Source organism: Nocardioides jiangsuensis, from assembly GCF_019679455.1.
In the GTDB taxonomy this organism is placed as follows: Bacteria; Actinomycetota; Actinomycetes; order Propionibacteriales; family Nocardioidaceae; genus Nocardioides_C; species Nocardioides_C jiangsuensis.
In genome coordinates this window covers 94,103-114,990 of record NZ_JAIEZQ010000002.1, presented here as the reverse complement: position 1 = coordinate 114,990, position 20,888 = coordinate 94,103, and the positions used below count along the sequence as shown (strand labels likewise).

Annotated in this window: 19 protein-coding genes; 12 read left to right on the top strand and 7 right to left on the bottom strand. The window is 71.6% G+C overall.

Annotated features, from left to right (window positions below; genetic code table 11):
• The first annotated feature begins 2 nt into the window (after nt 1-2).
• Nucleotides 3-974, top strand: a complete 972-nt coding sequence (gene mshD / locus K1X13_RS08995; RefSeq protein WP_308249467.1) for a mycothiol synthase — start codon at nt 3-5, stop codon at nt 972-974.
• Nucleotides 975-1,014: 40 nt separating this feature from the next.
• On the opposite strand, the gene K1X13_RS08990 is transcribed toward mshD, so the two are convergent.
• Complete coding sequence (locus tag K1X13_RS08990) at nt 1,015-2,124, bottom strand: alpha/beta hydrolase (protein WP_225914919.1); 1,110 nt, start codon at nt 2,122-2,124, stop codon at nt 1,015-1,017.
• A 94-nt stretch (nt 2,125-2,218) separates the two neighbouring features.
• Here K1X13_RS08990 and K1X13_RS08985 point away from each other — a divergent pair, with 94 nt between their 5' ends.
• Nucleotides 2,219-4,405 (top strand): RNA degradosome polyphosphate kinase, encoded by a 2,187-nt coding sequence (locus tag K1X13_RS08985; protein WP_221024764.1) that lies wholly within the window; start codon nt 2,219-2,221, stop codon nt 4,403-4,405.
• A 144-nt stretch (nt 4,406-4,549) separates the two neighbouring features.
• Here K1X13_RS08985 and K1X13_RS08980 read toward each other — a convergent pair whose 3' ends face one another.
• Both K1X13_RS08980 and K1X13_RS08975 read right to left on the bottom strand, forming a co-directional pair.
• Nucleotides 4,550-5,341 (bottom strand): hypothetical protein, encoded by a 792-nt coding sequence (locus K1X13_RS08980; RefSeq protein WP_221024763.1) that lies wholly within the window; start codon nt 5,339-5,341, stop codon nt 4,550-4,552.
• Nucleotides 5,342-5,578: 237 nt separating this feature from the next.
• Nucleotides 5,579-6,661, bottom strand: a complete 1,083-nt coding sequence (locus tag K1X13_RS08975) for a hypothetical protein (protein WP_221024762.1) — start codon at nt 6,659-6,661, stop codon at nt 5,579-5,581.
• A 46-nt stretch (nt 6,662-6,707) separates the two neighbouring features.
• On the opposite strand from K1X13_RS08975, the gene K1X13_RS08970 reads away from it, so the two are divergent.
• The 5 genes from K1X13_RS08970 (at nt 6,708) to pstB (ending at nt 11,967) form a co-directional block, all read left to right on the top strand.
• Entirely contained in the window at nt 6,708-7,583 is an 876-nt protein-coding gene (locus K1X13_RS08970; RefSeq protein WP_221024761.1) for an NUDIX hydrolase, read from the top strand.
• A gap of 245 nt (nt 7,584-7,828) precedes the next feature.
• Nucleotides 7,829-8,944, top strand: a complete 1,116-nt coding sequence (gene pstS / locus K1X13_RS08965; protein ID WP_221024760.1) for a phosphate ABC transporter substrate-binding protein PstS — start codon at nt 7,829-7,831, stop codon at nt 8,942-8,944.
• 153 nt (nt 8,945-9,097) lie between these two features.
• Entirely contained in the window at nt 9,098-10,027 is a 930-nt protein-coding gene (gene pstC / locus K1X13_RS08960) for a phosphate ABC transporter permease subunit PstC (protein ID WP_308249466.1), read from the top strand.
• Nucleotides 10,024-11,148: a phosphate ABC transporter permease PstA gene (gene pstA, locus K1X13_RS08955; protein WP_221024758.1), complete on the top strand. Its 1,125-nt coding sequence runs from the start codon at nt 10,024-10,026 to the stop codon at nt 11,146-11,148. Before pstC ends, pstA begins: the two co-directional genes overlap by 4 nt.
• Nucleotides 11,149-11,187: 39 nt before the next feature.
• Complete coding sequence (gene pstB / locus K1X13_RS08950) at nt 11,188-11,967, top strand: phosphate ABC transporter ATP-binding protein PstB (protein WP_221024757.1); 780 nt, start codon at nt 11,188-11,190, stop codon at nt 11,965-11,967.
• 63 nt (nt 11,968-12,030) lie between these two features.
• Here the strand turns inward: pstB and K1X13_RS08945 are convergent, their stop codons facing one another.
• Together K1X13_RS08945 and K1X13_RS08940 are read right to left on the bottom strand one after the other, a co-directional pair.
• Nucleotides 12,031-13,035, bottom strand: coding sequence for an inorganic phosphate transporter (locus tag K1X13_RS08945; protein WP_221024756.1), 1,005 nt, complete (start codon nt 13,033-13,035; stop codon nt 12,031-12,033).
• A 2-nt stretch (nt 13,036-13,037) separates the two neighbouring features.
• A complete protein-coding gene (locus K1X13_RS08940; protein ID WP_221024755.1) occupies nt 13,038-13,655 on the bottom strand; it encodes a DUF47 domain-containing protein in 618 nt (205 codons plus the stop codon).
• A 145-nt stretch (nt 13,656-13,800) separates the two neighbouring features.
• Between K1X13_RS08940 and K1X13_RS08935 the strand changes: the two genes are divergently transcribed.
• Genes K1X13_RS08935 through K1X13_RS08925 form a run of 3 tightly spaced genes read left to right on the top strand, consistent with a single transcriptional unit; the run spans nt 13,801 to nt 16,560 of the window.
• Entirely contained in the window at nt 13,801-14,088 is a 288-nt protein-coding gene (locus tag K1X13_RS08935) for a metal-sensitive transcriptional regulator (RefSeq protein ID WP_221024754.1), read from the top strand.
• Between the two features lie 29 nt (nt 14,089-14,117).
• Nucleotides 14,118-14,318, top strand: coding sequence for a heavy-metal-associated domain-containing protein (locus K1X13_RS08930; protein ID WP_221024753.1), 201 nt, complete (start codon nt 14,118-14,120; stop codon nt 14,316-14,318).
• Nucleotides 14,319-14,325: 7 nt separating this feature from the next.
• Nucleotides 14,326-16,560, top strand: coding sequence for a heavy metal translocating P-type ATPase (locus K1X13_RS08925; RefSeq protein ID WP_221024752.1), 2,235 nt, complete (start codon nt 14,326-14,328; stop codon nt 16,558-16,560).
• An 18-nt stretch (nt 16,561-16,578) separates the two neighbouring features.
• Here K1X13_RS08925 and K1X13_RS08920 read toward each other — a convergent pair whose 3' ends face one another.
• On the bottom strand, nt 16,579-16,773 hold the full coding sequence (locus K1X13_RS08920; protein WP_221024751.1) for a hypothetical protein: 195 nt from the start codon (nt 16,771-16,773) through the stop codon (nt 16,579-16,581).
• A gap of 191 nt (nt 16,774-16,964) precedes the next feature.
• The gene (locus tag K1X13_RS08915; RefSeq protein ID WP_045548871.1) at nt 16,965-17,168 is read right to left on the bottom strand and encodes a cold-shock protein; all 204 of its coding nucleotides are present in this window, start codon (nt 17,166-17,168) and stop codon (nt 16,965-16,967) included.
• A gap of 301 nt (nt 17,169-17,469) precedes the next feature.
• Between K1X13_RS08915 and pta the strand changes: the two genes are divergently transcribed.
• Both pta and K1X13_RS08905 read left to right on the top strand, forming a co-directional pair.
• On the top strand, nt 17,470-19,671 hold the full coding sequence (pta, locus tag K1X13_RS08910) for a phosphate acetyltransferase (protein WP_221024750.1): 2,202 nt from the start codon (nt 17,470-17,472) through the stop codon (nt 19,669-19,671).
• Nucleotides 19,668-20,864 (top strand): acetate/propionate family kinase, encoded by a 1,197-nt coding sequence (locus tag K1X13_RS08905; RefSeq protein WP_221024749.1) that lies wholly within the window; start codon nt 19,668-19,670, stop codon nt 20,862-20,864. Before pta ends, K1X13_RS08905 begins: the two co-directional genes overlap by 4 nt.
• Nucleotides 20,865-20,888 lie beyond the last annotated feature (24 nt).

Sequence of the window (20,888 nt, the reverse complement as noted above, 5' to 3'; positions counted from 1 at the left end):
GCGTGACTACGTCCCCCCTCCGCGTGACCCGCGCCGACCCGGCCGCCTTCGACCTCGCCGCATCCGACGGCCCGGGGGCAGGGCTGCGCGGCGTCGTCGACCGGTCCGCGGCCGCCGACCCCCGCAGCCCGCTGAACGAGGCCGCGCTGCTGGCGCTCCGGCACGACGGGCTCGCCGCCGCCACCCTGTGGACTGCGGAGGATCCCGCCGGTGAGGTCGTCGGGTTCGCGCTCGCCGACCGCCCCGCCGACGTTCAGGGCGAAACGGTCGAGGTGAACCTCGTCGTCGCCCCGGAGGCCCGCGGCGCCGGCGTGGGACGACGGCTCGCCGAGACCGTGCTGGAGGCGTTCCCCGCGAGCGCGCTGTCCGCGTGGTCGCACACCAACCACCCCGCCGCGGCGCGCCTGGCCGGCTCGCTCGGGTTCGCCCGGGTGCGCGACCTGTGGGTGATGCGGCGGTCGCTGTCCGACGACGCGGCCCCGCTGCCCGCGGTCGTGACACCGGCCGGAGTCGTCGTACGCACCTTCGAGCCCGGCCGCGACGAGGACGCCTTCATCGCGCTCAACGCCACCGCGTTCGCCGACCATCCCGAGCAGGGGCAGATGACCCGCGCGGACCTCGAGCAGCGGGAGGCGGAGGCGTGGTTCGACCCGGCCGGGTTCTTCCTCGCCGAGGCCGAGGGCACCGGCGAGCTCCTCGGCTACCACTGGACCAAGACCCATGCCGCCGAGGACGGCGCCGCGGCGTACGGCGAGGTCTACGTGGTCGGCGTCTCGCCCGCGGCGCAGGGTCTGGGGCTCGGCTCGCTGCTCACGCTGACCGGCCTCCACCACCTGCGCGGGCGCGGGCTCGGCGAGGTGATCCTGTACGTCGAGGCCGACAACGCGCCCGCGGTGAAGGTCTACTCGCGACTCGGGTTCACCCACGCCGAGGAGGACACCGACGTGATGTACCGGCGGTCCGCCCCCGCCTGAGCGCGGCGCTCTCCCCGACACCGACGGCCCGCGGCGAGCGTCAGACCGCCGCCTTGAGCTTCGCCGCGATCTCCGCGACCGCCGCCCGCGTCGCACGGCCCACGCCGACCATGTTCGCGAACCCGTGCACGAACGACGGGTACCGCTTGAGGTCCACCTCGACCCCGGCGTCGGCGAGCAGCCGGGCGTAGGCCTCCCCCTCGTCGCGCAGCGGGTCGAACCCGGCGGTCACCACGGAGGCCGGGGCGAGGTTCTCGGGGATCTTCTCGGTGAAGTGCACCGACACCCGGGGGTCGCGGCGGTCCTGGTCGGGCAGCAGGTAGGAGGTCTCAGCGAGGTCCATGAAGTCGGCGGTGAGGAAGAACCCCTCGCCGAACGTGTGCCGGCTCTCGCTCTTGTCCGCCATGTTCGTCACCGGGTAGATCAGCATCTGGTGCTTCACCGGCACCCCCGCCTCCGCCGCTAGGATCGCGGTCACCGCGCTGAGGTACCCGCCGGCCGAGTCGCCGCCGACCGCGATCCGCTCCGGGTCCACGCCGAGGGTCTCCGCGTTCTCGCTGACCCACTGGTACGACGCCCAGCAGTCCTCGACCGCGGCCGGGAACGGATGCTCCGGCGCGAGCCGGTAGTCCACGGACAGGACGCGCAGGTCGGCCCGCTCGGCGAGGAACCGACACAGCGCGTCGTGGCTGTCGAGGCCGCCGTACATCATCCCGCCGCCGTGGATGAAGAACAGCAGCGGCGAGCCCGCGGCCACCGCGCCGTCCCCCGCGGCCGCCCCGGCCGCGGCGGCGTCGACCTGCGAGCGCGGCGCGTAGAGCCGCGCCGCGATCGGTCCGTCGGCACCGGGCAGGGTCAGCTCGCGGACCTCGCCGACCGGCTGCCGGCCGCCCACGAGCATCGACTGCCGGCGCAGACCCTCGCGCGCCTTCTCCATCGGCAGCGTCTCGACGGCAGGCTCCCGGACCCACTGCTGGAGGCGCAGCATCCACTGCGTCTGCGCGTCGAGCACCTGCCCGTCGACCACGACCGGCCTGCCGGCCAACCGGCGCTGCACCGGCCCGGGCAGACCCATCAGACCGCGGAACACCACGGCCTGGGCCTTCTCTGCGAGGACGGGCAGGGAGAACGTGGGGGTTCGAGACGTCATGGTCCGGAAACTACCCGGCCCCCGGCGCCGTACGCCTGCGGGGGATCGCCGAGATCGTTACCGCTCGTTCATGCCGTGGTGTCACGATGGGCACATGCCTACAGACCCCGCCCGGACCGCCTTCACCGCGACCGTCGGCGGCGCGGTCGAGGAGGGCCCCTCGGAGAGCACGCCGCGCTCCGACTCGTTCGACATCGAGCCGCCGTACGTCCCCGACCTCGACGACCTCCCCGCCGACCGGTTCCTCGACCGGGAGCTGTCCTGGCTGCGCTTCAACACCCGCGTGCTCGAGCTCGCCGAGGACCCGAACCAGCCGCTGCTCGAGCGGGTCCGGTTCCTGGCGATCTTCGCCTCCAACCTCGACGAGTTCTTCATGGTCCGGGTGGCCGGCCTGAAGCGCCGGATCGCCGCCGGGGTGGCCGTCCGCGCCGCGTCCGGCCTGCTGCCGCGCGAGGTGCTCGAGCAGATCTGGAGTACGACGGACGAGCTGATGCACCGCAAGGCCGCGCTGTTCCGCGACGACCTCGTCCCGGCGCTGGCCAAGGAGGACATCGAGCTGCTCCGCTGGCCCGAGCTGTCGCGCGAGGAGCAGAAGCAGATGAAGAAGCTGTTCAAGGAGCGGCTCTTCCCCGTGCTCACCCCGCTCGCCGTGGACCCGGCGCACCCGTTCCCCTACATCTCCGGCCTTTCCCTCAACCTCGCCGTGCTGGTGCGGAACCCGCAGACCCAGAAGGAGCACTTCGCCCGGGTCAAGGTGCCGCCGATCTTCTCGCGGTTCGTGCCGCTCGGCGGGCAGCGGTTCGTCCCGCTCGAGGACGTGATCGCCGAGCACCTCAAGTCGCTGTTCCCCGGCATGACCGTGGTCGCGGTGCACACGTTCCGAGTCACCCGCAACGAGGACCTCGAGGTCGAGGAGGACGACGCGGAGAACCTGCTCGCGGCGCTCGAGAAGGAGCTGCTGCGTCGCCGCTTCGGCCCGCCGGTGCGCCTCGAGGTCGAGGAGTCGATCGACGACCACGTCCTCGAGCTGCTCGTCTCCGAGCTCGACGTGTCGGGGGCGGAGGTGTTCCGGCTGCCCGGCCCGCTGGACCTGCGCGGCCTCAACGGGATCGCGGACCTCGACCGGGCCGACCTCAAGTTCCCGGCCTTCGTCCCCTCGGCGCACACCGCGCTGGCCGAGGTCGAGTCGGCGTCCCCGGTGGACGTCTTCAGCGCGCTCCAGCGCCGCGACGTACTCCTGCACCACCCCTACGACTCGTTCTCCACCTCGGTGCAGCGGTTCATCGAGCAGGCCGCGGCCGACCCGCACGTGCTCGCGATCAAGCAGACGCTGTACCGCACCTCCGGCGACTCGCCGATCATCGACGCCCTGATCGACGCCGCCGAGTCGGGCAAGCAGGTGCTGGTGCTCGTGGAGATCAAGGCCCGCTTCGACGAGCAGGCCAACATCCGCTGGGCGCGCAAGCTCGAGCACGCCGGGTGTCACGTGGTCTACGGGCTGGTCGGGCTCAAGACGCACTGCAAGCTCGCGATGGTGGTGCGCGACGAGCCCGAGGGGATCCGCCGCTACACCCACATCGGCACCGGCAACTACAACCCGAAGACGGCGCGGCTCTACGAGGACTTCGGGCTGCTGACCAGCAACGCCGAGATCGGCGAGGACGTCGCGAACCTGTTCAACAACCTGTCCGGGTTCTCCCGGCACACCGAGTACCAGCGGCTGCTCGTCGCCCCCGACACGGTCCGCGACGGGCTCATCGCCCGGATCCGCAACGAGGTCGCGCACCACCGTGACGGCTCGCCCGCGCGGATCCGGATCAAGGCGAACTCCATCGTCGACGAGCGGACCATCGACGAGCTCTACCGCGCCTCCCAGGCGGGTGTGCCGGTAGACCTCCTCACCCGCGGCATCTGTGCGGTGCGGCCCGGCATGGCCGGGCTGTCGGAGAACATCCGCGTGCGCTCGGTGCTCGGGCGCTTCCTGGAGCACTCCCGGATCTTCTGGTTCGAGAACGCCGGCGACCCCGAGGTCTGGATCGGCTCCGCGGACCTCATGCACCGCAACCTCGACCGCCGCGTGGAGGCGCTGGTGCGGCTGCCCGGCGAGCTCCAGGTGGAGGAGATCGGCCGTCTGCTCGACCTCGCGTTCGACGACGGTACGGCGTCGTGGTGGCTGCAGGAGTCGGGCCTGTGGGAGCGGCATGCGGAGGACGCCGAGGGCGTGGCGCTGCGCGACATGCAGGAGCTGCTGATCACGACCAAGCGCCGCCGCCGTCCCTGAGGCGACCCGCCCCGGCGCCGTACGGGCGCTGACCCGCCGCGTGCGGTCCGTCGTACGGCGGGCGGCCCTGCGGCGCGCCCCTGTCAGGTAGTTCGTGGAGGAACGCTCGCGAGGTGGCGGTTCTCCCCTCAGGGCGGCCGCATGTCACGGCACCGGTGGGATCCCGTCTGCTCGCCGCCGCGCGGCCTCGTCCACCCCGTCCCCGTCGACCCGCGCGGCCTCGCGGGCCCCACGCGTGGGCGCGCTCGTGGGCCGGGGTGGCGGCAGTCGTCGCACGGCCTCTACGTGCCGTCGTACGTCGACCCGACCGTGCCCGAACAGCGGATCCTCGAGCAGGCCGCCCGGCTGCCACGCGACGGCGCGGTCACCGGCTGGGCGGCCTGCCGGCTGCACCGCGCTTCGTTCTTCGACGGGCTCGCCACCGACGGCGCCACGCGGCTCCCGGTCCCCCTCGTCCTCGGGGCCCGCGGTCAGCTCGCACCGGCTCCGGGATGCACGGTCTCCCGCGAGCGCCTGCTCGGGACAGAGGTCGTCACGCGGCTCGGCGTCCGGTGCACAGCCGCACGCCGGGCGCTGTTCGACGAGATGCGCCGGGTCGGCGACGTGCGCGAGGCGGTCGTCGCGATGGACATGATGGCCGCGGCCGAGCTGGTGTCTGTCGCGCAGATGCGGGCGTACGTCGCGCAGCGGCCCGCCTGGGCAGGCGTGGGGCAGGTACGCCGGGCGCTCCCCCTGGCGAGCGAGCACAGCCGGTCGCCGAACGAGACCCGGCTGCGACTGCTCTGGGTGCTCGACGCCGGCCTGCCCACACCGCTGGTCAACCAGGAGGTCTACGACCGGGACGGCCGGCTGCTCGGGATCGCCGACCTGCTCGACCCGGTCGCCGGAGTGGTCGGCGAGTACGACGGCGCGGAGCATCGCAGCGCGCTCCGGCACAGCCGGGACGTGGCGCGACAGGACGCGCTCCGTCGCGTCGGGCTGGAGTACCTCACCGTGGTCGGGCCGGACCTGCGGTCGCCGGGCCGGGTCCTCGACCGGATCCTGGCCACTCGGGCGCGCGCACGATGGCTACCCGAGGACCGGCGTGCCTGGACGACCCGGCCGCCCGCGTGGCGCACCCCGACCTGCCATCTGCTCACGAACTACCTGACCCAGCCAGCCACCGTCGGGGTCTCAGCAGGTGGCGAAGAGGACCGGGCCCTGGGACAGGTCGCTGAGCAGGGACTGCGTCTGGTCCACGGGGACCAGGTCCAGCACGACCTCCTGGCCGTCCGAGCGCCCCTCCCGTACCCGGAAGCGGTCCGCGAACGTCCCGCCCTGCCCGACCGCCTCGCCGGAGGCCAGGCGCACGCGCGGCTCGACGTTGTCGGAGGCCTGCTCGTCGCTCTCGAAGTGCATGCCGACGGTGAGCCCGCGGTCGCGCTGCATCGCGAGCACGAGGCCGGACAGGGGGCTGACCCCGCCGACCCGGTTCACGAGGTCCTCGGCGACGGCCCGGTCCTCCTCGTCCGCGGAGCCCATGCTCAGCGCCTCGCAGGCGAAGTCGGAGGCGTACAGCATCGCCGACACCGGCTCGCCGGCCAGCTCCGCCAGCGCCGCGGTGCCCTCCGTGGCGTCCTCGAGGCTCTCCGCTGAGCCGGTCACCACGGACGCCGCCGACGAGACGTAGGAGGTGTTGTCGGAGAGGAGCACCACGTGCTCGTCGGGCAGCACCACCACGTTCTGCAGCACCGGCGTGAGCGAGGGGTCGATCGTGGCGACGAGGTCGGCCGACCCCGCCCAGGTGCCGCCCGTTCCGGCGCCCTCGGCCGGGGCCCGGTAGCCGAGGCTCCGGAGGTTGCGCTCCACCCCGTCCAGGTCGACCTCGTCGGTCATCGCCATCACGACCACCGCGCCCTCGCGCGACTGGCCGTACATCTCCCACGCCGCGTCGACGGGCGAGAGCCCGTACTGCTCGTTCATCGCGTAGGTCGAGTCGGCCACCGCGGACGCGGACACCAGGTCCTGGTCGTAGGCGCGATCCAGGAAGCTGCCCACGTCGCGGGTCGACGACGCCGCGCCGAGGTCCGTGCCGTCGGCCAGCCCCCGCACCGCGGCCCAGTCGGTGTACGTCGCACGCAGCGTCTCCGCCGGCATCCAGGCGACCGCCTGCTCGTACGGCGTCCGGCTCGCCGTCCGCCACGCGAGCAGACCGCCCCCGGCGAGCACGACGACCACGGCGATCACCACGCCCACGACGACGACACGTCTCTGCACGGTGGGTTGGCCCTTTCCACGGCGGTACTGATGTGAGACTAACGGCATGCCAGGCTCAGCCGAGATCGTCGCCGCCGGCGCGGTCGTCGCACGCAGGGGTGGGCAGGTCCTGCTCGTCCACCGTCCGAAGTACGACGACTGGTCCTTCCCGAAGGGCAAGCTCGACCCGGGCGAGCACGTGCTCGCCGCCGCGGTGCGCGAGGTCGCCGAGGAGACCGGGCTCGACATCCGGCTCGGCCCGCCGCTGAGCACCCAGCGGTACATGGCGGGCAACGGCACGCCGAAGACCAAGGACGTGCACTACTGGGTGGGCCGGGTCGTCGGCGACCACGACGTGTCGACGTACCGGCCGAACGACGAGATCGACGAGGTGCTCTGGCTCCCGCTCGAGGAGGCCCGCGCGAAGCTGACCTACGACTACGACCGGGCCACGCTCGAGGAGTTCGAGCAGCGCCGGGCGAAGTCGTACCCGGTGGTCGTCCTCCGCCACGGCCGGGCCCGCTCCCGGAAGTCCTGGCGCGGCGACGACCGCCAGCGCATCCTCACCAAGGCCGGCGAGTTCCAGGCCGAGCAGGTGGTCCCGCTGCTGGCCGCGTACGGCGTCCAGCGGGTGGTGAGCTCGAGCAGCCGCCGTTGCTGGACCACGGTGGCGCCGTACGCCGAGGTGGCCGACCTCGAGGTGGAGATGACCGACGACCTGTCCGAGGAGGACGCCACGCAGGACCTGGTCACCGCGCAGGTCCGGACGCTCCTGGGCCGCAAGGAGGCCGCCGTGCTGTGCACGCACCGACCTGTGCTTCCCTGGGTGTTCGAGGCGCTCGGCGTGGATCCGCACCCGATCGAGCCCGGCACGCTGTTCATCGCCCACCACCGCAACGGCAAGGTGGTCGCCACCGAGGAGCACGACGTCAGCTTCCGCTAGCGTGGCCATCCCCGAACAGCGCCGACAACGGGGCCAGGCGCCCCCCCCCTTTTACCGTCGCTCTTTACTTTCCGCCAGCCTCGCGCGGCGCTGTTCACGTGACCGCCGTCTCAACGCCGGCCCCCGGTGGCCGAAAAGGGCGCCACCGTTCACCCGTCGTTCACCTACGCCGCCGGATCGCTTCACCTGGGCTCCCTACGTTCGATCGTGACAAGAGTCTGAATCCCCAGCACAGGAGATCCGAAGTGACACGCACTTCCTTCCGCCGAGCGGCCGCCCCCGGCATCGCGGTGCTCACCCTCGGCCTCGGCCTCACCGGCTGCGCCGCCGGCAACGAGGAGGCCTCGACCAACTCCGCCGCGACCGTCGAGGGCGCGAGCGGCACGCTCAACGGTGCCGGCGCCAGCTCGCAGGAGGCCGCCATGGCCGCCTGGCAGGCCGGCTTCCAGACCGCGAACCCCGAGGTCACCGTGAACTACGACCCGGTCGGCTCGGGCGGCGGCCGCGAGCAGTTCATCGCAGGCGGCGTCGAGTTCGCCGGCTCCGACTCCTACCTCGACGACGAGGAGGGCGAGCTCAGCGGCGCCAAGAAGCGCTGCCTCAACGAGGACCCGATCGAGGTCCCGAACTACGTCAGCCCGATCGCGGTCGTCTACAACCTCGAGGGCGTCGACAACCTTCAGCTCTCCGCTCCCGTGATCGCCGAGATCTTCGACGGCAAGATCACCAAGTGGAACGACCCGAAGATCGCCGCGGAGAACCCCGACGCGGACCTTCCGGCCGAGACGATCACCCCCGTCCACCGCGCCGACGACTCGGGTACGACGGACAACTTCACCGACTACCTGAGCCAGGCCGGCGAGGGCGCGTGGCCGCACGAGCCCGAGGGCCTGTGGCCGACGAAGGGTGGCGAGGCCGCGTCCGGCACCTCCGGCCTCGTGGCCGCGGTCAAGAACGGCACCGGCACCATCGGCTACGCCGACGCCAGCCAGGCCGGTGACCTCGGCGTCGCCTCGGTGAAGGTCGGCGAGGAGTACGTCCAGCCGACCCCCGAGGCCGCGGCCAAGGTCCTCGAGGTCTCGCCCCCCGTCGAGGGTCGCGCCGAGGTCGACATGGCCTTCGAGCTCGACCGCAAGACGACGGAGGCCGGCGCCTACCCGGTCGTGCTCACGTCGTACCTGATCGCCTGCCAGACCTACGAGAGCAAGGACGAGGCCGACCTGGTCAAGGGTTTCCTGACCTACGTCGTGGGCGACGAGGGCCAGCAGGCCGCCGCCGAGACCGCAGGCTCCGCGCCGCTCCCGGCCTCGCTGCAGGAGAAGGCTCTCGGTATCGTCGAGAAGATCTCGGCTAAGAGCTAAGAGGTCGAAACGTCAGGCCTGACGAACACCGGTAGGGTCCGTGCGCCAGCCTCGAGCTGACGCACGGACCCTCAGCCGTGTCAGATGCAGGGAACAGCGGCGCCTCCCCGGCTCGACCAGCCAAGGGGCGCCGACCATGGGAAGAGGGAACAGGTGACCACCACAGCCACCACGGGCAAGACCAGGCAGCGCAAGGGCGACCTGATCTTCTCCGGGGCGACCCGCATCGCAGGGCTCACGATCCTGCTCGCACTCGCCGGGGTCGCCATCTTCCTGACGCTGGAGGGGCTCCCTGCCCTGGAGGCCGGCCCCGAGAAGCTCCAGGGCGCCGACAGCATCGTCGCCTACATCGGGCCGCTGCTCTTCGGCACGCTGCTCGCCTCGGCGATCGCGCTCCTCATCGCCACCCCGCTGGCGGTGGGCGTGGCCCTGGTGATCTCGCACTACGCCCCGCGCCGGGTCAGCAAGAGCCTCGGCTACGCGATCGACCTGCTCGCCGCCGTCCCCAGCGTGGTCTACGGCCTCTGGGGCATCGGCTTCCTCGGCCCGCAGCTGGTCCCCGTCTACGAGTGGCTCGAGCAGAACGTCGGCTGGCTGCCGTTCTTCGCCGGCCCCGCCTCCTCGACCGGCAAGACGATCCTCACCGCGGGCATCGTGCTCGCGATCATGGCCCTGCCGATCATCACCGCGATCAGCCGCGAGATCTTCGCGCAGACCCCCACCCTCCACCAGGAGGCGGCACTCGCGCTCGGCGCGACGCGCTGGGAGATGGTCCGGCTGGCGGTCTTCCCGTACGCCAGGTCCGGCATCGTCTCCGCGGTGATGCTCGGCCTCGGCCGCGCGCTCGGTGAGACGATGGCGGTCGCGATGGTCCTGTCGGCCAGCGGCATCGTCACGTTCAACCTGATCAGCAGCGACAACCCCTCGACCATCGCCGCGAACATCGCGCTGATGTTCCCGGAGGCGACCGGCCTCGGCGTCAACGCGCTGATCGCGACCGGCCTGGTCCTGTTCGTCGTCACCTTCGCCGTCAACTTCACCGCCCGCGCGATCGTCGCCCGCACCGAGAAGGGGAACCGATGACCGAGGTCAGGCCACCGAAGATCACCCCCCGCGCCCCCGAGGACCGTCCCGGCCGCGCGGCCGGGACCGACGAGGACCTCCGCAGGCACATCCCGCTCACCCATGCCCGGCTTCCCCGGTGGGCCCCCGCGCTGGTCGCGGTCCTTGCCGGCGCGGCATCAGGGCTCCTCGCGCTGAGCCTCGGCTGGGGTCTCGTCGCCTGGGCGGTCGTCGGCATCGTCCTGTTCGCCGTGGCGCTGCCCGCGTGGTCCCGGGTCGTGGAGAACTCCCGCGCCGCGAAGGACCGGCTGGTCACCGTGCTGGTGTGGGCCGCCTTCGGGCTCGCGCTCGTCCCGCTGGTCTCGCTGGTCTGGCAGGTCGTCTCGCAGGGCCTGCCGGCGATCAACGCGGAGTTCCTCACCTACTCAATGCGCAACGTGGTCGGCGAGGGCGGCGGCATCTACCACGCCATCATGGGCACGCTGCTGATCACGCTGATGGCGGCGGTCATCTCCGTGCCGGTGGGCCTGCTCACCGCGATCTACCTCGTGGAGTACGGCCAGCGGTCCACGATGGCGCGCACGATCACCTTCCTCGTGGACGTGATGACCGGCATCCCCTCGATCGTCGCGGGGCTCTTCGCCTACGCGCTGTTCGTGCTGTTCTTCGGCGAGGGCGTCCGGATGGGCCTCGGCGGCGCGGTCGCGCTGTCGCTGCTGATGATCCCGGTCGTGGTCCGCTCCTGCGAGGAGATGTTCAAGCTCGTCCCGCACGAGCTCCGCGAGGCGGCGTACGCCCTCGGTGTCCCGAAGTGGCGCACCATCGTCAAGATCGTGCTGCCCACGGCCATGGCCGGGATCATCACCGGTGTCACGCTGGCCGTCGCCCGCGTCATCGGCGAGACCGCGCCGCTGCTGATCATCGCCGGCTTCACCGACTCGCTGAACTTCAACCTGTTCGCCGAGCGGATGACCACCCTGCCGGTCTTCATCTACTACTCCTACACCCAGCCGGGCGTCCCGCCGGAGTACGGGATCGAGCGCGCCTGGGGCGCGGCCCTCGTGCTGATCGTCATCGTCATGGCGCTGAACCTGCTGGCCCGCGTGCTGGGCAAGGTCTTCGCCCCCAAGTCCGGTCGCTGACCGATCGACAACGACCGAATCGACAAGGAAACCATCGCAATGGCCAAGAGCATCGACGTCTCCGACCTGAACATCTACTACGGCGACTTCCTCGCCGTGGAGGGCGTCTCGATGACGATCCCCGCCCGCTCCGTCACGGCCCTGATCGGGCCCTCGGGGTGCGGCAAGTCGACCTTCCTCCGGTCCCTGAACCGGATGCACGAGGTGATCCCCGGCGCCAGGGTCGACGGCAAGGTCGTCATCGACGGGCAGGAGCTGTACGCCCCCGAGGTGGACCCGGTGGAGGTACGCCGGCAGATCGGCATGGTCTTCCAGCGCCCCAACCCGTTCCCCACGATGTCGATCTACGAGAACGTCCTCGCCGGGTCGCGGCTGAACGCCAAGAAGCTGAAGAAGCACGCCGCGGACGAGATCGTCGAGAAGTCGCTGCGCGGCGCGAACCTGTGGGAGGAGGTCAAGGACCGGCTCGACAAGCCGGGCGCCGGCCTCTCCGGCGGGCAGCAGCAGCGGCTGTGCATCGCCCGGGCGATCGCTGTCGAGCCGCAGGTGCTGCTCATGGACGAGCCCTGCTCGGCGCTCGACCCGATCTCCACGAGCGCGATCGAGGACCTGATCCACGACCTCAAGAGCGACTACACGATCGTGATCGTCACCCACAACATGCAGCAGGCCGCCCGCGTCTCGGAGGACACCGCGTTCTTCAACCTCGCCGGTGCCGGCAAGCCGGGCCGCCTGGTGGAGATGAACGCGACCCGCAAGATCTTCTCCAACCCCGACGAGCCGTCCACCGAGGCCTACATCTCGGGCCGCTTCGGCTGACCGGCCGCCGCCGGCCGTGGACCGGGCGCAGGCGACCCGCCCGGCCCAGTGGCCGGGAGTGGGCTACGGGATGACCTCGAGCAGCAGGTGGCTGACCCAGTACGCCGCGGCGGCGACGAGGCCGGCCATCGGGAAGGTGAGCACCCAGGCCATCACGATCGAGCGGGCCACGCCCCAGCGCACCGCCGAGAAGCGCTTGGTGGCGCCGGCGCCCATCACCGCGGAGGTGATCGTGTGCGTGGTGGAGATCGGCGCCTCGAACACGAACGCGGTGGTGTAGAGCACGCCCGCCGCGATGGTCTCGGAGGCGAAGCCCCGGGCCGGGTCGAGGTGGATGATCCGGCGGCCGAGCGTCCGCATGATGCGCCACCCGCCGGAGTAGGTGCCCAGCGAGATCGCGGTGGCCGCGGCCAGGATCACCCAGGTCGGAAGGTCCTCGTCGGCGCTGACGAGCCCACCGGTGACCAGGGCCAGGAAGATCACGCCCATCGTCTTCTGCGCGTCCTGGAGCCCGTGGCCGAGCGCCATCGCTGCGGCAGAGACGGTCTGCGCCAGGCGGAAGCCGCGGAAGGTGCGGGAGGGGTTACGCCGGCGGAAGATCCACATGATCGCGAGCATCAGCGCGAACGCCGCCGCGAACCCGAACAGCGGCGAGGCCACCATCGGGATCACGATCTTGTCCACGATCACGTCCCACTTCACCAGCGTCCCGGAGGCGACGGCGGAGCCGACCAGGCCGCCGATGAGGGCGTGCGAGGACGAGGAGGGGAGGCCGAAGTACCAGGTGATCAGGTTCCAGACGATGGCGCCGATGAGACCGGACATCACGATCACCAGGCCGTGCGTGCCCGACGGTGGCGCGATCACGCTGCCCACCGTGTTGGCGACCTCCTGGCCGAGGAACGCGCCGACGAAGTTCATGATCGCCGCCATGACCAGGGCCACGCGGGGCGTCAGCGCCCGGGTGGAGACCGACGTGGCGATCGCGTTGGCGGCATCGTGGAAGCCGTTGGTGTAGTCGAAGACGAGGGCGACGACGACGACCGCGATGACAATCGCGAGCTCCACCCTCAGGACTCCTTGACGGAGATCTGCTCGACGGTGTTCGCGACGGTCTCGAATGCGTCGATGGCGGCCTCGAGCGAGTCGACGACGTCCTTGAGCTTGAGCACCTCGAGGGCTTCGTACTGGCCGCTGAACAGCTTGGCGAGGATCCGCCGGTAGCTCTTGTCGCCGGAGTTCTCCAGGCGGTTGATCTCGATCCAGTACTCGTCGAGGTTCTTCATCGTCTCCAGCCGCGGCATCGCCTCCGCGGTGAGCTCGGCGGCGCGCTGGAGCACCTCGACCTGGTGGGCGAGCTCGCTCGGCAGCTCGTGGACGCCGTACAGCAGGACGAGGTCGACGGCCTCCTCCATGTGGTCCATCACGTCGTCCAGCCCGGAGGCGAGCGCGTAGATGTCCTCCCGGTCGAACGGGGTGACGAAGGTGCTGTTCACGCGGCGGACGATCTCGTGCGTGGTCTCGTCGGCGTGGTGCTCGGCGTCGCGCATGCGCTGCGCCACGCCCTCCCGGTCGCCCCCGTTGGAGAGCATCTCGGCGAGGAGCTCGGCGCCTCCCACGAGGTGGTTGGCCAGCTGGGCGAAGAGGTCGTAGAACGTGGTGTCCACGGGACGGAAGCGGAACGGCACAGCGAACTCCTGACGAACCGGAAGATAACCTGCGCAATGGTAGGTCCTGGGCGGACCATGGAACACATCGGCGGCCCGCCACGCCGTCGCTCCCTCGTCGCCGCCGCCCCTGGCCCGATACCCCCCGTGGGTATAGACTGCGGCCATGACGCAGCACGGGTACTACCAGGGCAAGGATGCCTACCTGGCCAGGCTCCGCCGGATCGAGGGCCAGGTCAGGGGTCTCCAGCGCCTGGTCGACGAGGACACCTACTGCATCGATATCCTCACCCAGGTGTCCGCGGTGACCAAGTCGCTCCAGGGCGTCGCCGTGGGCCTGGTCGAGGACCATCTCAACCACTGCGTCCGCGACGCCCTCGCCGACGGCGGCACCGAGGCCGACGCGAAGGTGGCCGAGGCCACCGCGGCGATCGCCCGCCTGCTCCGCACCTGAACCGCACCCCCAGCGAGGAGAAGAACCCCATGAGCTCGACCACCTACACCGTGACCGGGATGACCTGCGGGCACTGCGCCGACGCGGTCACCCGCGAGGTCTCCGAGGTCGCCGGCGTGACGTCGGTCGACGTCAGCGTCGAGAGCGGCACCGTCGTCGTGCACGGCGAGGACGTGAGCGACGACGCGGTCCGTGAGGCCGTCGACGAGGCCGGCTACGCGGTCGCCTGAGGACCCCATGAGTACGACGGCCCGGCCGACGAAGCACGACCCCCACCCGACCGGCCACGTCGACCTGCTGGTGGGCGGGATGACCTGTGCCTCGTGCGTGGGCCGGGTCGAGAAGAAGCTGAACCGGATCGAGGGGGTCACCGCGACGGTGAACCTCGCTACCGCGTCGGCCTCGGTGGACTTCGACCCGGACCTGGCCGACCCCGACACGCTGATCCGCACCGTCGAGCGCACCGGCTACACCGCCTCCCTGGCCGCGGAGCACGCGGAGGAGACCGACGCGGACGCCGCCGGGGCCTACCTGCGCCGCCGGCTGCTGGTCAGCGCGCCGCTGACCGTGCTGGTCCTGGTGCTGATGATGGCGCCCGGGATCCCCGACACCCCACTCGTGCGCTGGATCGCCCTGCTGCTCGCCACGCCGGTGGTGGTGTACGGCGGCTGGCCGTTCCACCGGGCCGCGCTCGTCAACGCCCGGCACGGCGCGTCGACGATGGACACCCTGGTCTCGCTCGGCACGCTCGTGGCCTACTCCTGGTCGCTGTACCAGGCGGTCACCGGCGGCATGGAGAGCTACGTCGAGGTGGCCGCGACGGTCACCACGTTCCTGCTGCTCGGCCGGTGGAGCGAGGCGCGCGCGAAGCGGCAGGCCGGCTCGGCGCTGCGCGAGCTGCTCCAGATGGGCGCCAAGCGCGCCACGGTGGTCGAGGACGACGGGTCCGAGCGCGAGGTCGACGTCGAGGCGCTGCGCCCAGGGATGCGCTTCGCGGTGCGTCCCGGCGAGCAGATCGCCACCGACGGCCGCGTCCTCGAGGGTCGCTCGGGCGTCGACGAGTCGATGCTCACCGGCGAGAGCCTGCCGGTCGACAAGTCCGCCGGCGACGAGGTCATCGGCGCCACCCTGAACACCAGCGGCCGGCTGGTGGTCGAGGTGACCCGGATCGGCCGGGACACCGCGCTGTCCCGGATCGCCGCACTGGTCACCGCCGCGCAGTCCAGCAAGGCGCCCGTGCAGCGCCTCGCCGACCGGATCTCCAGCGTCTTCGTGCCGGCCGTGCTCGCGGTGGCCGTGCTGACCTACGGCGTCTGGGCCCTCGCCGGGCGGCCCGAGCACGGGTTCACCGCCGCCGTCGCGGTGCTGGTGATCGCCTGCCCCTGCGCCCTCGGCCTGGCCACCCCCACCGCGCTCCTGGTCGGCACCGGCCGCGCAGCGCAGCTCGGCATCGTGATCCGCAGCGCGGAGGTGCTCGAGTCCACCCGGCGCATCGACACCGTGGTGCTCGACAAGACCGGCACCGTGACCACCGGGACGATGAGCGTCCACGACGTCTCGAGCCACTACGCGGACGCCGTACCCCTGGCCGGGGCACTGGAGCAGGCCTCCGAGCACCCGATCGGCCGGGCCATCGCCGACCACGTGGCACGCACCGGCCCGCGCCCCTGGCAGGCCGCCCCCGCCGCCGCGCTCGAGGACTTCGCCAACCACGAGGGCATCGGGGTCTCCGGCCGGGTCAACGGCCGCAAGGTCAGCGTGGGCCGGGCCCCCTCCGATGTCGGTACGCCCGACCGGGCCCACGACCAGTACCGCAGCACCAGCCTGCCGTTCGCGCTGGCGCAGGCCGTGCACCGCGGCCGGGAGGCCGGCCGGACCGCCGTCCTCGTCGAGCTCGACGGGCGACCGGCGGCGGTGTTCAGCGTCGGCGACACGGTCAAGCCGTCGAGCGCGGAGGCCGTGGCCCGACTGAAGGAGCTCGGCCTCGAGACCTACCTGCTCACCGGTGACCACGCCTCCGCGGCCGGGCACGTCGCGGCCGAGGTCGGCATCGACCACGTGATCGCCGAGGTGCTGCCCGCGGACAAGGCGGCCACCATCGAGCGGCTCCGCGCCGAGGGGCGCATCGTCGCCATGGTCGGCGACGGGGTCAACGACGCCGCCGCGCTCGTGCAGGCCGACCTCGGGGTGGCGATGGGCACGGGTACGGCGGTCGCGATCGAGGCCAGCGACATCACGCTGATGAGCGGGGACCTGCGCGCGGCCGGCGACGCGATCGAGCTCTCCCGGCGCACCCTGCGCACGATCCGGCAGAACCTCTTCTGGGCCTTCGCCTACAACGTGGTGGGGATCCCGGTGGCCGCGCTCGGCCTGCTGAACCCGATGATCGCGGGGGCCGCGATGGCGGCGTCGAGCGTGTGCGTGGTGGCGAACTCACTGCGGCTGCGGGGCTTCAAGCCCTCCCGCGGCTGAGCCCGCCGCCCGAGCAGGCTAGGGACGGCGTGGCTGTGCGGGGATACCGCCGGGCCCGCCCTCGGCGACCTGCTCGAGACCGAGCAGCATGTCCACCTGGGCCTGGGTCAGCTCCGCGTCCGACTCGCTCGCGGCGATGATCAGGTTGGTCGTCAGCTCGACCTCGGCGAGCAGCTCGGCGTCCTCGAGCGGGACGTTCAGCTTGTCGTCCACGAAAGCGTCCCTCCCCTCCATGATCATCTGTGTGTTCCGTCCTCGTGTCCGCCGGCCGATCCGCTTGGTGGACTCATTGTCGGGGACACCGGTCCTCATACCCATAGTCATTTGGGACAAACCGAAGAGGCCCCGACGGGATCCGTCGGGGCCTCTCGAATGTCTAGCGTGCTAGACGTTTCCTCTGCTGATCAGAGCGGGCGAACGTTCTCCGCCTGGGGACCCTTGGGGCCCTGCGTGACGTCGAACTCGACCTTCTGGTTCTCGTCCAGCGACTTGTAGCCGTTGGTCTGGATCGCCGAGTAGTGCACGAAGACGTCGTCGCCGCCGTCCTCCTGCGCAATGAAGCCGAAACCCTTTTCAGCGTTGAACCACTTGACAGTGCCCTGAGCCATGCTCTGTTACTCCTCATACGGGGCGTGGAACCGTCACTTCGACGGCCCCGCATCAGATGCGGTGAAACGCCGTGCCCCCTCGAAAAGCCAAGAGCAAATCTGAGAAGAAACGCCGTCGGATCACAAACTCCGCGGGCGTCTACCTGCTGGAACTTGCATCTGCTGCGGTGACGACCCTACCAACTATTCGGCCAGATGCCGAGAGCGGGACGAGAACAGCGGTAGACATCTCGGCCAACGGGACGTCGCGCGCCCGCGATGCACGCCCGGAACGGCCCCCGGGCACTACTAGCCTGGGCCCATGGGCAGCAGTGTGTACGTCGCGTCGGTGGAGGGGTTCACGGGGAAGTCGACCGTGGCCCTGGGGGTGCTCGAGCAGCTGTCGCGGCGGGTCGAGCGGGTGGGTGTGTTCCGCCCGATCGTGCGGGCCGACCGTGACGTGTACGGCGGACGTGACTACGTGCTGGACCTGCTCACCGCGCACGACGCGGTCACCCTGTCGTACGACGACTGCGTGGGCGTCACCTACGAGGAGGTGCACGAGGACCCGGTCGCGGCGCTGGACCGGATCGTCGAGCGGTACCACCAGGTGGCCGACCGCTGCGACGTCGTGGTGGTCGTCGGCAGCGACTACACCGACGTGGGCACGCCGACCGAGTTCTCCTACAACGCCCGGATCGCGGCCAACCTCGGTGCCCCCGTGCTGCTGGTCCTCAACGGCGCCGGCCGCACTCCCGAGGAGCTGCACACCGTGACCGACATGGCGGTCGCCGAGCTCCACGCCAACCACGGCACCCTGTTCGCGATCATCGCCAACCGGGTCGACGCCGCCGAGGTCGCCGCCGACGTGTCCGCGCTCGGCAGCGACGACGTGCCGGCGTTCGCGATCCCCGAGGAGCCGCTGCTCAGCGCCCCCTCGGTGGCCGACCTGATGCACGCCGTCGACGGACAGCTGGTCAGCGGCGACGAGTCGCTGCTGCACCGCGAGGCAACCGGCCTGGTGGTGGCCGCGATGACGATGCCCAACGTGCTCGACCGGCTGATCGAGGGCGGCGTGGTGATCACCCCCGGCGACCGGCCCGAGGTGGTGCTCGGCGTGCTGATGGCGCACGCCTCCCCCAACTTCCCGCAGGTAGCCGCGGTCGTGCTCAACGGCGGCTTCGAGATGCCCGAGCCGGTGACCCGGCTGATCGAGGGTCTCGGCGTGACCATGCCGCTCATCGCGACCGCGCTCGGCACCCACGCCACCTCCGCCGCGCTCACCGCGGTCCGCGGCCGGCTCACCAAGGACGCGCCGCGCAAGGTGGCGACCGCGCTCGCGCTGTTCTCCACCCACGTGGACGGCGACGTGCTGCTCGACCGGCTGGAGGTGGCCCGCAGCGCCGCGGTGACCCCGCTGATGTTCGAGCACCAGCTCATCGACGACGCGGTCGCCGACCGGCGCCACATCGTGCTGCCCGAGGGCGAGGAGGAGCGGGTGCTCCGCGCCGCGGACATCCTGCTCCGGCGCGGCGTGGCGGACCTGACCCTGCTCGGCGACCCGATCGCGATCAGCGCGAAGGCCGCGAGCATCGGCGCGGACGTGTCGAGGGCCACCCTGCTCAGCCCGTTCGACGAGGAGCTCCGCGAGCGGTTCGCCCGGGACTACACCGAGCGCCGCAAGCACAGGGGCGTGGACCTCCACGACGCCCGCGACATCGTCACCGACGTCTCCTACTTCGGCACGATGATGGTGCTGCTCGGCCTCGCGGACGGCATGGTGTCGGGCGCCGTACACACCACGGCCCACACGATCCGGCCGGCCCTGGAAGTGGTCAAGACCAGGCCCGGGGTCTCGGTGGTGTCCTCGGTGTTCTTCATGTGCCTGGAGAACCAGGTGCTGGTGTACGGCGACTGCGCGGTCAACCCGGACCCGACCGCGGAGCAGCTGGCCGACATCGCGATCTCCTCCGCGGCGACCGCGGCCGCCTTCGGGGTCGAGCCGCGGGTGGCGATGCTGTCTTACTCCACCGGGTCGTCCGGCGCGGGCACCGACGTGGAGAAGGTGTCCAAGGCGACCGCGCTGGTCCGCGAGCGGGCGCCGGAGCTGCTCGTGGAGGGGCCGATCCAGTACGACGCCGCGATCGACGCCGCCGTCGCGCACACCAAGCTGCCCGACTCGAAGGTCGCCGGGCGGGCCACGGTCTTCGTCTTCCCGGACCTGAACACCGGCAACAACACCTACAAGGCGGTACAGCGCTCGGCCGGCGCCGTCGCGGTCGGACCGGTGCTCCAGGGGCTGCGGCGGCCGGTCAACGACCTGTCCCGGGGCGCGACGGTGCGCGACATCGTGAACACCGTCGCGATCACCGCGATCCAGGCCCAGCAGGCCGGCACCCAGCAGGCCGGCACCCAGCAGGCGGGCTCCCCGCCGACCGACAGCCCGCCGGCCGACGGCCGGCAGGACGTAGCCCAGCAGGCGGCTGCCCGGCCGGCCGGCGCCGAGCGGAAGGCAGACGCGTGAGCGACCGCGTGCTGGTGATCAACGCCGGCTCCTCCTCCCTGAAGTACAGCCTGGTCGACGCCTCCTCCGGCGACGCGGTCGCGGGCGGCACCGTGGAGCGGATCGGTGAGGCGAACGGGATCCTCACCCACCGCAGCGCGGACGGCGAGGAGCGCAGCGAGCGGCGCGTCGACTCGCACGAGGACGCCCTGGGCGCGGTCGCGGAGGCGTTCGCCAAGCACGGGCCGTCGCTGGAGGAGGCCGAGCTCGCCGCGATCGGGCACCGCGTGGTGCACGGCGGCGACCGGTTCGCCGACCCGGTGCTGATCGACGACGACCTGGTCGCCGCGGTGCGGGACCTGGTCCCGCTGGCGCCGCTGCACAACCCGGCGAACCTCGAGGGGATCGAGGTCGCGCGCCGGCTGTTCCCCGACCTGCCGCAGGTGGCGGTCTTCGACACCGCCTTCCACCAGACCCTCCCCGAGCACGCCTACACCTACGCCGTGCCCCGGTCGTGGCGCGAGGAGCACCGGGTGCGCCGCTACGGCTTCCACGGCACCTCGCACGCGTTCGTGTCCCGGGAGGCCGCGCGGGTGCTCGGCCGGGAGCCCCAGGACGTCAACGTGATCGTCCTGCACCTCGGCAACGGCTGCTCCGCGGCCGCGGTCGCGGGCGGCCGGTCGGTCGACACGTCGATGGGGATGACCCCGCTCGAGGGCCTGGTGATGGGCACCCGCTCCGGTGACCTCGACCCGGCGCTGCACGCGCACCTGCACCGGCAGGTCGGCTGGTCGCTCGAGGAGATCGACCGGGTGCTCAACCGGGAGTCGGGCCTCAAGGGCATGGCCGGGGAGAACGACTTCCGGGAGCTGACCCGGCTGGTCGACGCCGGGGACGAGGCGGCCCGGCTCGCCTTCGACGTGTACTGCTACCGGGTCCGCAAGTACGTCGGCGCCTACTACGCCGTGCTCGGCCGGGTGGACGCCGTGGTGTTCACCGCCGGGGTCGGGCAGCACGCCGCGCCGGCCCGCGAGGCGTCGCTGCGGGGTCTCGAGGGGCTCGGCATCCACCTCGACGCCGGACGCAACGCCGCGACCTCCGGGCGCGAGCCGGTCGTGGTCTCGGCCGACGACAGCCCGGTCGCGGTGCTGGTGGTGCCGACGAACGAGGAGTGGGAGATCGCGCGGCAGGCGCTCACCGTCGTACGGCGGTAGGCGACCCGCCGTACGACGTCAGAC

Bases quoted from the DNA above. Each gene is read 5' to 3' on its own strand.
- K1X13_RS08990 (WP_225914919.1), bottom strand. From the start codon at position 2,124: ATGACGTCTCGAACCCCCACGTTCTCCCTGCCCGTCCTCGCAGAGAAG.
- K1X13_RS08985 (WP_221024764.1), top strand. From the start codon at position 2,219: ATGCCTACAGACCCCGCCCGGACCGCCTTCACCGCGACCGTCGGCGGC.
- K1X13_RS08970 (WP_221024761.1), top strand. From the start codon at position 6,708: ATGCCAGGCTCAGCCGAGATCGTCGCCGCCGGCGCGGTCGTCGCACGC.
- pstA (WP_221024758.1), top strand. From the start codon at position 10,024: ATGACCGAGGTCAGGCCACCGAAGATCACCCCCCGCGCCCCCGAGGAC.
- pstB (WP_221024757.1), top strand. From the start codon at position 11,188: ATGGCCAAGAGCATCGACGTCTCCGACCTGAACATCTACTACGGCGAC.
- K1X13_RS08935 (WP_221024754.1), top strand. From the start codon at position 13,801: ATGACGCAGCACGGGTACTACCAGGGCAAGGATGCCTACCTGGCCAGG.
- K1X13_RS08930 (WP_221024753.1), top strand. From the start codon at position 14,118: ATGAGCTCGACCACCTACACCGTGACCGGGATGACCTGCGGGCACTGC.
- K1X13_RS08925 (WP_221024752.1), top strand. From the start codon at position 14,326: ATGAGTACGACGGCCCGGCCGACGAAGCACGACCCCCACCCGACCGGC.
- K1X13_RS08915 (WP_045548871.1), bottom strand. From the start codon at position 17,168: ATGGCTCAGGGCACTGTCAAGTGGTTCAACGCTGAAAAGGGTTTCGGC.
- pta (WP_221024750.1), top strand. From the start codon at position 17,470: ATGGGCAGCAGTGTGTACGTCGCGTCGGTGGAGGGGTTCACGGGGAAG.